This is a genomic window from Vibrio nereis NBRC 15637, from assembly GCF_001591105.1.
GTDB classification, from domain to species: domain Bacteria; phylum Pseudomonadota; class Gammaproteobacteria; order Enterobacterales; family Vibrionaceae; genus Vibrio; species Vibrio nereis.
This window is the reverse complement of sequence record NZ_BCUD01000015.1, coordinates 36,201-48,885: the sequence shown is the minus strand read 5'-3', so window position 1 is coordinate 48,885 and position 12,685 is coordinate 36,201. Positions and strand designations below refer to the sequence as shown.

The 12,685-nt window shown below is 44.7% G+C and carries 14 protein-coding genes; 4 read left to right on the top strand and 10 right to left on the bottom strand.

Annotated features, from left to right (window positions below; translation table 11 throughout):
* Positions 1–255 precede the first annotated feature (255 nt).
* The 4 genes from VNE01S_RS14665 (at position 256) to VNE01S_RS14650 (ending at position 4,672) form a co-directional block, all read left to right on the top strand.
* Positions 256–762 (top strand): sigma-70 family RNA polymerase sigma factor, encoded by a 507-nt coding sequence (locus tag VNE01S_RS14665; protein ID WP_245649901.1) that lies wholly within the window; start codon positions 256–258, stop codon positions 760–762.
* Positions 755–1,486: a DUF3379 domain-containing protein gene (locus VNE01S_RS14660; protein WP_053393747.1), complete on the top strand. Its 732-nt coding sequence runs from the start codon at positions 755–757 to the stop codon at positions 1,484–1,486. Before VNE01S_RS14665 ends, VNE01S_RS14660 begins: the two co-directional genes overlap by 8 nt.
* A 266-nt stretch (positions 1,487–1,752) precedes the next feature.
* Entirely contained in the window at positions 1,753–3,045 is a 1,293-nt protein-coding gene (locus VNE01S_RS14655) for an outer membrane protein transport protein (protein ID WP_053393746.1), read from the top strand.
* 319 nt (positions 3,046–3,364) lie between these two features.
* Positions 3,365–4,672 carry an outer membrane protein transport protein gene (locus VNE01S_RS14650; RefSeq protein ID WP_053393745.1) on the top strand — a complete coding sequence of 436 codons (1,308 nt, stop codon included), beginning with the start codon at positions 3,365–3,367 and terminating at the stop codon, positions 4,670–4,672.
* 79 nt (positions 4,673–4,751) lie between these two features.
* Here the strand turns inward: VNE01S_RS14650 and VNE01S_RS14645 are convergent, their stop codons facing one another.
* The 10 genes from VNE01S_RS14645 to ccmA form a co-directional block, all read right to left on the bottom strand.
* Positions 4,752–5,531, bottom strand: coding sequence for an MlaA family lipoprotein (locus VNE01S_RS14645; protein ID WP_174522342.1), 780 nt, complete (start codon positions 5,529–5,531; stop codon positions 4,752–4,754).
* Positions 5,532–5,591: 60 nt separating this feature from the next.
* Positions 5,592–6,812 carry a c-type cytochrome biogenesis protein CcmI gene (gene ccmI, locus VNE01S_RS14640; RefSeq protein WP_053393743.1) on the bottom strand — a complete coding sequence of 407 codons (1,221 nt, stop codon included), beginning with the start codon at positions 6,810–6,812 and terminating at the stop codon, positions 5,592–5,594.
* Positions 6,812–7,291, bottom strand: coding sequence for a cytochrome c-type biogenesis protein (locus VNE01S_RS14635; protein ID WP_053393742.1), 480 nt, complete (start codon positions 7,289–7,291; stop codon positions 6,812–6,814). Before VNE01S_RS14635 ends, ccmI begins: the two co-directional genes overlap by 1 nt.
* Positions 7,288–7,842, bottom strand: a complete 555-nt coding sequence (locus tag VNE01S_RS14630; protein ID WP_053393741.1) for a DsbE family thiol:disulfide interchange protein — start codon at positions 7,840–7,842, stop codon at positions 7,288–7,290. The genes VNE01S_RS14635 and VNE01S_RS14630 overlap by 4 nt, the downstream gene beginning before the upstream one ends.
* Positions 7,842–9,800, bottom strand: coding sequence for a heme lyase CcmF/NrfE family subunit (locus tag VNE01S_RS14625; RefSeq protein WP_053393740.1), 1,959 nt, complete (start codon positions 9,798–9,800; stop codon positions 7,842–7,844). Before VNE01S_RS14625 ends, VNE01S_RS14630 begins: the two co-directional genes overlap by 1 nt.
* Positions 9,797–10,282, bottom strand: a complete 486-nt coding sequence (ccmE, locus tag VNE01S_RS14620) for a cytochrome c maturation protein CcmE (RefSeq protein WP_053393739.1) — start codon at positions 10,280–10,282, stop codon at positions 9,797–9,799. Before ccmE ends, VNE01S_RS14625 begins: the two co-directional genes overlap by 4 nt.
* Positions 10,279–10,485 carry a heme exporter protein CcmD gene (ccmD, locus tag VNE01S_RS14615; RefSeq protein WP_053393738.1) on the bottom strand — a complete coding sequence of 69 codons (207 nt, stop codon included), beginning with the start codon at positions 10,483–10,485 and terminating at the stop codon, positions 10,279–10,281. The genes ccmE and ccmD overlap by 4 nt, the downstream gene beginning before the upstream one ends.
* A gap of 3 nt (positions 10,486–10,488) precedes the next feature.
* Positions 10,489–11,241 carry a heme ABC transporter permease gene (locus tag VNE01S_RS14610; RefSeq protein WP_053393737.1) on the bottom strand — a complete coding sequence of 251 codons (753 nt, stop codon included), beginning with the start codon at positions 11,239–11,241 and terminating at the stop codon, positions 10,489–10,491.
* A 108-nt stretch (positions 11,242–11,349) separates the two neighbouring features.
* Entirely contained in the window at positions 11,350–12,018 is a 669-nt protein-coding gene (gene ccmB, locus VNE01S_RS14605; protein WP_053393736.1) for a heme exporter protein CcmB, read from the bottom strand.
* A 2-nt stretch (positions 12,019–12,020) separates the two neighbouring features.
* On the bottom strand, positions 12,021–12,641 hold the full coding sequence (ccmA, locus tag VNE01S_RS14600; RefSeq protein ID WP_053393735.1) for a cytochrome c biogenesis heme-transporting ATPase CcmA: 621 nt from the start codon (positions 12,639–12,641) through the stop codon (positions 12,021–12,023).
* Between the last annotated feature and the right edge of the window lie 44 nt (positions 12,642–12,685).

The window sequence follows — 12,685 nt, the reverse complement described above, 5'->3', positions numbered from 1 at the left end:
ATTTTAGTGGAGTTTCTGGGCAGTAATCGCAGATATGTCGAATTTGGAGTGAATAGAGCACCTTTGTAGCACTACCTTTAGGTTCTCGCTTCCGTTAGCTGTTCTTTGTTGCATACCCACCTCCATTGTGAATATTGCCTATTATTTGATTGGTAAAGTAAGCAAAATTTTAAACCACAGAGCGGTAGGGAGGCTCTTGTGTCAATAATTAACTTCTTTGGGAAGAAAAAGTCCCCACCTCCGGTCAACTCGGATATGGACAAGCAAAGAAAATATGAAGCGCTAGTGAGAGCGTATCACCGAGACTTATACCGCTATGCTTATTGGCTGTGTAAAGATCCAACGGTTTCCGAAGATCTCGTGCAAGAAACTTGCTTGAGAGCTTGGAAGTCGCTCGACAGCCTTCAAGATGAAAAAGCGGCTAAATCTTGGTTAATCACGATTCTAAGACGAGAAAATGCGCGTCGCTTCGAGCGTAAGCAACTGGACTTAGTTGATATTGATGACTTTGGTAATGAAGCCAAAGTAAATGACGATCCACATCATCAAACTGAGTGGATTCAAGCCCAGATCATGAAGCTTGATGTCGATTACCGTGAGCCGTTATTTCTACAAGTGGTGGCTGGCTTCAGTGGTGAAGAGATTGGCGCGATACTAGGTCTAAATAAAAATACCGTGATGACTCGCTTGTTCAGAGCGCGTAATCAGCTTAAAGAGTTGATTGATCCAGAAAACAATCGTAGGGGGCAGAAAAATGGATGAATTAGAATTTCGTCGTCGCATTATGTCCGATCCAAAATATAGAGACAGTGAACTCACAGCTGCAATAAAAGGAAGCGAAGCTAATAGTAAGTTTGCCGATGAAATTTTAGATCTGGATAATCAAATCGCAAAAGCTATGGCGGTAGATGTGCCTGTCGACCTTGCCGATCGTATTCTGTTCAATCAAACCTCAACAGCGCAAGAAGATAAGATCATACGCCCTAGCTTTGCCAAACGAGCGATGGCGATGGCGGCATCAATTGCATTTGTCGCGGGCTTACTAGTTGGACAAATAAACTGGGGCAACCTTGTGGTTCCGCCAGCACAAGCAAATATTGCTGATACGGCAATCAAACACGTTCTAGATGAAAAACCTTTCGTTGATAATCTTGATGAGCAAGTCCAATCTGCCCAGATCAATGCAAAAATGCTTCCTTTTGCTCATCAGCTTAGCGAACAATTTCCATACCATGTCTATTACCTGAATCATTGTGGGTTTGGTAAATCCAACGCGCTTCATATGGTATTCCAAGGGGAGCTTGGCAAAGTCACCCTGTTTATTGCAGGTATGGCCTCTGCTCAATCAGAGCAGTTTATTCAAAAAGGCATGTCTGGGGTTGTCGAACCGATGGGTAACACAAGTATGGTACTTGTCGGAGAGCAAGGTGAAAACGTAGCAAAAATCGCAGAAAAGATAGTCAAAATCATCAAACCATCAATTTAACAAAATGATAACATTTTGTGATCCACTTCAAGGCTTGAAACATTATTTCAAGCCTTTATTTTTGCTATTTTATAGAGCTTTAACTCTAAAAAGGCGTTTTTTGCAGCATTTTCCTGCCAGATAAGCATCATTTCCTTAATTTTATCGCCCTAATTGGCAATGGTCGGATTTCTATATTTTATACTAGAGTCTAGTATCAGCCACCACTGAGCTTTTGCTCAAAAATATCGCCCACCTAGAGGCGAAAAAATAAGGATAAAGCAAGAATGAACAACTCGCGTCTGTTTAAGAAATCACTTTTAGCAGTGACAATCACAACCGCAACACTCGCTTCACAGCAAGCAATGGCTGCGGGTTTCCAACTTAATGCTCAATCAGCGACCGGTATTGGCCGCGCATTTGCTGGTGACGCAGTTATTGCAGATAACGCTTCTGTAATGGCACGTAACGCAGCAGCAATGGCACTATTTGACAAAACTGAGTTTTCACTTGGTTTTGAAAGCATCACTTCGATGATCGAAGTAAAAGATGCAACTTACACACAACTATTAGTAGATGGTGCAGGTAACCCTCTACAAGCTCCCACCCAAACAAGCGCTAATTACGACGATGCCGGTGATACTTCAATCGCACCAAATATCCATCTAATCGTGCCTGTAAACGATAAGTTTGCATGGGGTATCAATGCGTACACAAACTTTGGCACCAAGACAGAGTTTGCTGATAGCTACCCTGCTGGTGAGTACGGTGGTACGACCGACGTCAAAAGCTTTAACTTGGGCATCGCTGGCTCATTTCGTATAAATCAACAATGGAGTGTAGGCGCAGGTCTTGACGCTATCTACGGTAAAGGGGAGCTAAAGCGTTCTCTTGCCAGCGGAACGGAACTTCTTGATGTTGATGCAGATGGTTGGGCTCTTGGCTTTAACCTAGGCACAGTGTACGAACTAAACGAAAATAACCGCTTTGGTTTAGCGTACCATTACTCTCCTAAGCTAGAAGCAAAAGGTGATATTAACTATGCTGGTTACTTAGCTTCTAATAGCGCTATCGAAGATACGCTATACATGCCGTTGCCTGATATTCTAGAGTTCTCTGGTTACCACAAATTAGAAGGTACTAAATTCGCCGTACACTACAGTGTGCAATACATTGGCTGGGACTCATTCGACGTACTTCAAGCCAAAAAAAGTGGCAAGCTAAATGACTACGAATGGCAAAATGGTATGCACTACGCTATTGGCGGTACATACTACATGAGCAACGATTGGACACTGCGCGCAGGCTACATGTACGACACGAGCGCGCAAGATGAACTAACATCAATTTCTGTTCCAGATTCTGACCGTCAATGGTTCTCGACTGGCTTCACATACCACCTAGATGCTAAGTCAAACATTGACTTCGGCTTTACTTACCTAATGGGTGATGATGTTGAGGTGAAAGAAAATAAAGTTCTTCCTACAGGCACCCAAGGTGTATATTTAGCAACTCAAGTCGAAGGTACAACGCGTGCTGACGCTATCCTAATGGGTCTTCAGTACAGCCGCAGCTTCTAAGCTTAAGCAAAAGTATGTACTTAAGGGTCGGTTTATACCGGCCCTTTTTTGTTTTTATATGTTTTATATTGGACAAAGATATGCATTTTTGTTCGCTCATTTTAAGCTTACACCTGTAATCACTAAAGGCAGTTCAGTGCTACATGTGTACGCTGAAATCAAACCAAATGAGCTAAAACACTAGTTATTTTAACTACCTAAAATAATATATAAGTATAAAACACTAAAATCAGCCATTTCTCTGCTTAGCATTTCTAAAGTAATAACTCTAACCTTATGATCGTTCGACTAAATTTGAATGAATTCAGCGAACATTACAATGAAAACGAATAAGACTCTCTTATCTTTCGCAGTGGCTTGTGGCTTAGCGACTGTATCGTCAACAGCTACTGCAGCAGGTTTCCAGCTAGCAGAATACTCAGCAACAGGTCTTGGCCGCGCATACGCAGGCGAAGCCGCTATGGCTGACAATGCCAGTGCACAATGGCGCAACCCTGCAATGTTAACTTACCTAGAAGGTACGCAAGTTTCGGTTGGTGCAATCTATGTAAACCCAAATTTAGATGTGGATGGTTCTGTTGATGGTTCTGAATCATTGAACAAAACGCTTCCTAAAAGCTCAGCCAAGTCGTCAGACTTCGCTCACGATGCAATCATTCCTAACCTATACATTTCTCATCGCTATTCAGACAAGTTAGCTGTCGGTTTTGCGTTAGGCACAAACTACGGCATGGAAACCGAATTAGGTACGGGCTTTGCCGCATCACACTTTGGTGATGAAGCCAGTGTGACCACCGTAGAAGCTAACTTGAATACTGGTTACCAAGTTGCAGAAACAATTAGTATTGGTGGTGGCGTTCGCTATATCATGGGTGAAGGCAGCTTTGGGGCCTCGGCACCAAAGGTCAACGCTTTTGGTCTTGATGAGGGCACCCCCCTAAAATACATGGAAGGTGATGATACCGCTTGGGGCTGGCAAGTTGGTACAGCATGGCAAATCAATAATGACCACCGTATCGGTTTCAGCTACAAGTCAGAGGTTGAGCTGAAGCTTTCTGGCAATGCAAAAATTCTCCAGAAACAAGCAGGTTTCCCTGTAGCAAACGATAAAGGTTCAATGGATTTAGCACTTCCTCAAACTGCTGAACTAGCTAGCTTCCACCAATTAACCGAACAGCTTGCAATGCATATGAGCGTAAACTGGACAGATTGGAGTAGTTTTAAAGAGTTATATGCGGATCTAAATACTCTAGACTCCCAAACAGTCAAAGTGGAAAACTGGGAAGACAACTATCGCTTTGCAGTCGGTGCAACTTATCAAGTGGATCCAAAGCTGGCACTACGCACTGGTATCGCTTACGACACATCAGCAGTTAACGATAAGAACCGTACGATCACCATCCCAGAAACTGACCGTACTTGGCTAAGCCTAGGTGCAAGCTATGACGTCACCACGCAATTCACCCTAGATGGCGGCTTCACTTATATCATTGCCAAAGACGCACCAATCACCGAATCTCGTGGTTATGCTTCTGATGATGCAGCACAAGCTGTTGGAGGCAAGTTTGTCGGTGAAACAACCGGTAATGTTTGGCTAATCGGTGTACAAGCTAACTACCGTTTCTAATCTATTGCTTTCATGCGTACATTAAAAAGGCTTGGTCATCAGTGACCAAGCCTTTCTTTTTCAGTATTTATAAACTGACCTAGTAATCATCTAGATATTCGTCTAAGTACGCTTCCTCTTCTTCATCGTACTCGTCCGTTTCAACCTCCGCCTTAAAGTCTTGGCGCTGAAGGTAAGCATCACGAGTTAACGCGTAAGGATCTGGCGAGTTATCTAACATCGCCTCTTGTGGTACTAAGGCCGCACGGCTCTCTAGCCCCTCTAATGCCCATTTGCCTAACCCGGCCCAAATATTTAAGTAGGAAAGAGGCACGTAGGTACCATCCACCACATCCACTGATTCCCTAACCGTCCACGGGCCATACCCCGGAACCATCACATAAGGACCATTACCAACGCCATAGTGGCCGACAGCATCGCTAAATGCTTTTTCGTTGTGATCTGTGATGCCTGCCGCTGATGCGATATCAATGAGACCAAGTAAGCCAAAGGTAGAGTTAATCCAAAAACGGTTAAAGTGGTCAACGGCTTTGGCCCCATTGCCCATGAGTATGTTATTGACGATACTGGAAGGCTCGTCCAAGTTTCCCAAAAAGTTAGCAATACCTGTGCGGATCGGAGATGGCGTGTAATCGACGTACGCTACAGCAGCTGGTCTTACAATATACGGGTCTAGATAGTCGTAGTTAATCGTCCACATAGTTCGGTTAAAGCCTTCGAACGGGTCATTAACTTCAGACTCCAACACAGCTGATGTTTCCTCACCGTCCCTCTCCTCTTGTGGCGTTCCAGCGCAACCAGACAACGCTAGAGCAGCACACATTATTAGCCAAAACTGAGACTTAATACTATTCTTCATTATTATAATTTCCATAAAAAAGGCCGGTATAATACCGGCCTTTATTGTTTCTAATGGCGGTTATTGGTACTGATTATCGATGACAACCTGCACAGGTTCGCCCATTTTAGCGACTTCACTCTCACCAAACCAGTCCCCTTGTTTCGTTGCGACATTACCATCGCTGTCGATGCGAACTCGAACTAACAAAGAATCTAGAGCAGATAGCTTACGTTCCGCGATCATGCTATTGCCATCATCTAAAACCACTGTACGTGGTAATTGACCAACAGGGTAGCGAGCCGCAGCAACCGGCATAGGTGAACCGTCTGCTGTATGGATAGAGACAATCAGTGCCGCATTTTGATCGACATTAACGTTATCCGCTACGGAGATTGTGACAGATACAGACTTGCCAGTACCAACCTTCTGACCCATTTGTTTCTGTGCATTCTCAATACTGCGACTTAACATTTGGTAACGGCTGTCTTGAGGACCAATCATTTGCTGCATAATACTCCAGTAGCGAATGGCCGCAGGGAAGTCTTTACGCTCAAATGCATCAAAAGCTAATAGAGAGAAAACGCGTAAATCAACGTAGTCATTCTTGACAAGATCGCCAAGAATGCGGCGAGCATTTTCTTGGTCAACATCATCTTGAGACAACATTAAGGCTTGCGCGTAACCTAGCATCACATCGGAATCTTTAGGCTCTATGCTGTAGGCTTTTTTCATTGAACCAATGGCAGTATCGACGTCTCGGTTTGCCAGGGCAATACGCCCAAGCAACAACCAACCTGTTGAATCTTCCGGTTCGTAGTGTAGGCGAGTTCTTAATGCCAACGTTAAGTCGCGCATTTCATCTTCGCTTAACGCTGCGCCTTCTGGTGACATTAACTTTTTAGACAAAGCTGGCAAGTTCGCCGATACTTGATGCCACTCCTGTACATCGTCGTATGCACCTAGCTTGGCGTACAACCCGTACGAAATACCAACCACAAGTAAAACAGACGGGATCAACACAGCCATAGGAGAGATTTGACTTCCTGTACCTTGCTTATCGTCTGCAGGAATATCATCAAGCAGAGACTGCTTCAAATCATCAATAAGGTCTTGCTGATCCTCAACTAAGCCTTCATCTGTCTCTTCTTTCAACTCAGAAAGTCGGTCTTTATAAAACGCTTTGTTCATTTCATCACGTAAAGCCGCATCATTATTTGCTTTTTGTCTGTATATAGGCAGAGCAAGCAAAATACAGCTGAAGACAATAAGAACAACCGAAGCTACCCAAAAAAGTGTCATTACTGCTTATCCTCATTGTTCTTTTCGTTCAGCAGTTCGTGCAAACGTGCTTCTTTATCTTTATCCCAAGACTGATTCTTCTTCGGCTGAACTTTTTTAGCTCGGCTTCTAAGAATGATAAAACCAAAACCAAACACAACCACAAACAATGGGCCTAGCCATAAGATAGAGGTCGCCGCCGTAAACGGAGGGTTATACGTAACGAAATTACCGTAACGTGCCGTCATGTAGTCGATAATTTCTTGCTTCGACTTGCCCTGCTTGGTCATTTCGTACACTTTTTGACGCAGGTCGACGGCAAGCTCCGCGTTGGAGTCAGCTATGGTGTTGTTCTGACATTTTGGACAACGCAGTGTGTTACCCAACTCTTTAAACTGTTGTTCTTGCTCAAGCGTTTCAAATTCATACACCTGAATCGCTGCTTGCGCTGCCATCGAGAGTGTTAGCGCAGCAAACAGTGAAATGATTAACTTTTTCATTGTTTCGCCTCCGCCAGCAACTCTTCATATATTGGCTTGAGTTTTTCGTTCCAGTTACGAGTGTTTACATCACCCACATGGCGGTAACGAATCACACCATTAGCATCGATTAAGAAGGTTTCTGGTGCACCGTAAACCCCCAAATCTAGACCAAGCATGCCATTACCATCAAATAAGCTAATGAGGTATGGGTTGCCTAAGTCATTCAACCAGCCAACAGCTTTAGTACGATCATCTTTGTAGTTCATGCCAATGATCTTAACGCCTTCGCTAGCCAGCTCATTTAGGTACTGGTGTTCTGCGTAGCAAGTTGGGCACCACGTCGCCCAAACGTTTAGTAGCAGAGGCTCACCTTTAAAGATCTCTTGGTCGTATAGTTTGCCCGGCTCTGCAAGGTCTTCTAAACGAAACTCAGGAACAGATTTCCCAACCAACACGGATTCAAGTTTGGTCGGGTCATCACCATGAGAGTTTTTGATAAGCTGAGTAGCAAACACCGCTACTAAGCCCAAAAACACAACCAGCGGAATAAATAGATGTTTCTTATTCATTATGCCTCCTGAGCCTTCGAAGCCTTTCTAAAACGGTAGCGCTTATCGCTGATTGCAATCGCTCCACCTAAGGCCATAAGCAATGCACCCGCCCAAATCCAACGAACAAATGGTTTGTGGTAAATGCGAACTGCCCAAGACTTATTATCTTCTAAGCGTTCACCCATAGCGATGTACAGATCGCGTGTTACGCCACGATCAATAGCTGCTTCTGTCATCATTGAACGCGCGGTGTTATAGAAACGCTTTTCTGCATGCAGCGTATTTACATACTCACCATTACGCGTTACTTCAAAGTCAGCAATGTAACCATCGTAGTTCGGACCATCTTTGTCACGAAGACCTTTAAAGTAGAAATCATAGCCTTGGATCTCATAGTGCTCACCTGGTGCCAAACGTACATCTCTTTCGATACTGTAGTTCTGTACCATTGCGATACCGATCACTGAAACAGCTAAACCAATATGGCCAAACATCATCGCCCAGTGGCTGCGCTGCAGCTTTTTAATACCCACTGAGAAGCTATGACGATGCGTGGCACGCTCGTGCAACTCAAAGCCATGCATAAAGATGATCCAAAACGCCATCACCCAACCTAAGTACGCCATAAACTGGAAGTATTCAGAGAACAAGGTGACACAGAGGCCCGCAAGCGCAAGCGATGCGACACCAGAAATTGCCATTGGCTTAATCAAGCCTGACAGATCATCTCTTTTCCAGCGAATCAGCGGGCCAATACCTAACAAGAATGAGAAAGGAATCATCAACCACGCAAACAACATGTCAAAGAACGGCGCGCCGATAGAAACAGAGCCCAAACCAATCTGTTTATGCACTAGTGGTAGCAAGGTGCCCACCAATACAACCACAAGAGCGGCAATCAGTAATACGTTATTGGCTAAAAGAGCATTTTCACGAGAAGCGAGAGCAAAGTTGCCGCGAACTCGTACCGAAGCCCCTTTCAGCGCAAACAACAATAATGAGCCGCCGATAACAAAGACTAGGAAACCGAGGATAAACATGCCTCGAGACGGATCCGAAGCAAACGCGTGAACGGAAACCAAGATCCCTGAACGAACAAGGAACGTACCCAGCAGGCTTAGCGAGAATGCTGAAATGGCTAACAACACGGTCCACGCTTTAAAGGTGCCACGTTTTTCGGTTACGGCTAAAGAGTGCATCAGGGCTGTACCTGCCAGCCATGGCATAAATGACGCGTTCTCTACTGGATCCCAGAACCACCAGCCGCCCCAGCCAAGTTCGTAATACGCCCACCAAGAGCCTAGAGCGATACCAAGAGTCAAAAATAGCCACGCAGCTGTCGTCCAAGGGCGCGACCAACGAGCCCAAGCCGTGTCCAAACGACCAGTCATTAAAGATGCGATAGCAAAAGAGAAAGCAACCGAGAAGCCTACGTAACCCATGTACAGCATAGGTGGGTGAATAATCAGACCAGGATCTTGCAGCAGCGGGTTCAGATCACGTCCATCGACTGGAAAAAACGGAAGCGTACGTAGGAATGGGTTGGAAGTAACGATGACAAACAGCAAAAAGCCAACACTGATCATCCCCATGACAGCAAGTACTCGGGCAACCGATTCTTGAGGCATACCTCGACTGAATGTTGCAACCGCGATGGTCCAAGCCGCTTGGATCAATACCCACAATAATAGAGAACCTTCATGAGCCCCCCAAACCGCGGTTAGACGGTAATACCAAGGCAATTGGCTGTTTGAGTTGGACGCAACATAGTTGAGCGTAAAATCGTTCGTATAAAATGCCCACAGCAGCGCACAAAACGAAATAAAGAGTAATAAGAACATTCCCCAAGACAGTGGTCTTGCAGTGTTCATTAACATGGTGTTATTTCTGGATGCTCCTACCAATGGCAATATACTTAACAGCGCTGCCATGGCTAAAGAGACAATCAGAGCGAAATGACCAATTTCAGCAATCATTGACCGCTTCCTTGTTTTTGTTGTTCTGAGTATTGAAGAGGTTGATGATTCTTCTGCATTGCTTCTGCAATTTCTGGTGGCATGTATTCTTCATCGTGCTTAGCCAAGACTTCAAAGGCTTCAACGGTCGTCGCGTCTTTCAATACACCTTGCGCCACAATGCCCTGCCCTTCACGGAACAGGTCTGGAAGAATCCCATCATAAAGAATGGTTACTTTGGGACCTACGTCGTGCAGTTTAAAAGAGACTCTTAAAGATTCTGGATCACGATTCACCGACCCCACGACAACCATACCACCTATACGTAGACGCTGGCCTACTTCCGGTTTTGTACCGTCATCTTTACCGTTAACAAGCTCTGTTGGCGTATAGAACAAATCCATATTTTGGTTCAATGCATAAAGCATCAGGCCGATTGTCGCGCTGATACCAATAAAGATCGCAAGAACAATGCCGAGCCTCTTTTTGCGTCTTGGGTTCATAGTGTGTTCTCCAAATTCTTAGCTGCTTCAATTCGTGCTTGTCTATCGACTTTTGCTTGCACTTCTTTAAGTAGTGCCTCGCCACGTTTTACACTGACATAAAGTACTATCAACATAGATAAAAATGTAATGCCGAAAGCACTCCAGACATAACCGGCGTACCCGCCCATAGCGAAAAAGTCGCTCAAAGATTCAAAATGCATGACTTAGTTACCTCTCTGAGACTTAGCTTCAGCAAGTTTAAGCACCCAAGGACGGTGGCTCTCTTTACTGATTATTTCGTTACGTAAGCGCACCATAGTGACGACTCCGAAGAAAAACGCAAAGCCAAAGATGTTCAGTAACAATGGCCACAACATGTCATTTGAAATCGAAGGCTTCGCAAATTTAGTGATGGTTGCTCCCTGATGAAGCGTATTCCACCACTCTACGGAAAAGTGAATAATTGGTAAGTTAACCACGCCCACTATCGCTAAAATACCAGCAGCTTTTGCCGCGGTCTTTTGATCATCAAAGGCATGATAAAGCGCGATAACGCCAAGGTAGAGGAATAGCAGAATGAGTTCTGAAGTTAAACGGGCATCCCATACCCACCAAGTTCCCCACATTGGTTTACCCCAGATAGCGCCAGTCAAAAGTGCGATGAAGGTGTAGACTGCGCCAATTGGAGCCATAGCGGATGCTGCCATATCTGATAGACGTACTTGCCAGACTAGACCAATAAAAGCAGCGATCGCCATCGACATGTATGCGCCCATAGACCAAATTGCAGCAGGCACGTGGATGTAAATGATTCTGAAACTATCTCCTTGTTGGTAATCAGCAGGCGCATATGCTAACCCCCATAGACTACCAGTAGCTAAGCACAATAGGGCTAGTATGGAAAACCAAGGCAAAAGCTTACCGCATAGCTGGTAAGTAGACTCAGGCTTGGCATAGGGATGGAGCCATTTCCACATGTTTTGTTCTCACTCTTACTTCAGTTCGTCTTGCTCGAAAACATCACAAGACAATATTTAGTTTTATAATTTATATACAGGGAAAATTTCGTGCTTGATCAAACGCAATTAATTCACACTTACTCTCAGTGCCGCGCTAATAGCAAAAGGTGTCAGAGTGAATGCTCCCATTAACATTGCACCCAAAATGGCCAATTGACCGTTGTACGCTACGCCCAACGAAGCTGCATCTATTGCAGATGTGGCGAAAATCAAAATCGGAATATAGAGTGGCAATACTAATAAACTTAAAAGCACACCACCTTTTTGCAAGCCAACCGTTAAGGCAACACCGATAGCCCCAATGAAGCTGAGCGTTGGTGTTCCAACCAACAAGGTCAACACAACGGAAAGCCAAGTATTGAAATCAAGTGATAATAGAACCGCTAACAGTGGACTGATTACGATAAGAGGCAAACCAGTTAACAACCAATGGGCAATTACTTTTGATATCACGACAATCGGTAATGGGACTGGCATCAGCATCATTTGTTCCAATGACCCATCTTGGAAGTCGTCCCTAAATAGTCGCTCTAAAGACAATAACGCGGAAAGTAACGCCGCAACCCAAACAATGCCCGCTGCAATACGAGCTAACAGGTTTGGCTCAGGACCAATGCTTAAAGGGAAAAGCGTAATAACAATGATAAAGAACCACAAAGGGTTAAAAACATCGGCTTGACGACGAAACGCGATAAGTAGTTCGCGGCGAACAATGCTATTCATAGTGCCTAACATGATTAATTACCCAGCTTTATTTTTCTAAGTTTCGGGTTATCTGTGAACATGTCCTGGTGTGTGGTTAGCACGACAATGCCACCTTTCTCTGCATGACTGAGGAAGAGAGACTCCAAGACTTTGACGCCCTGCTTATCGATAGCGGTAAGGGGCTCATCGAGGATCCACAGTTTATGTTGGCTGAGCCAAAGCCTTGCGAGCGCGACACGGCGTTGCTGACCGGCAGACAACTGTGCGACAGGAACGTCTTCACGTCCCGCTAAGCCAACTTTAACTAACGCGCTATAGATCTCTTCCTTACTCATCGACTGCTTAGAATGCACACTGAGATAAAACCTTAAGTTCTCGTAGGCTGTTAGATCGCGCTTCACGCCTGTCGAATGGCCTAAAAACAGTAAGTCTTCATGGTATGCATCACGGTTCGACTCAATATTTTCGCCATTCCAGAAAATTTCTCCGGTATCTCTATCGCCTAGCCCCGTCACAATACGTAGCAAGGTTGTCTTCCCCGTACCATTTCTTCCCTCGATTTGGACTAGCTCACCAGAACCTATGGTAAAAGAGAGGGATTCAAAGAGAATTCTTTCATCTCGAATAGCGGTAAGTTGAGATACTTCTAACATGTGCAATCACTACTATAATTTTGAGCCGCTATATTACCACAGCC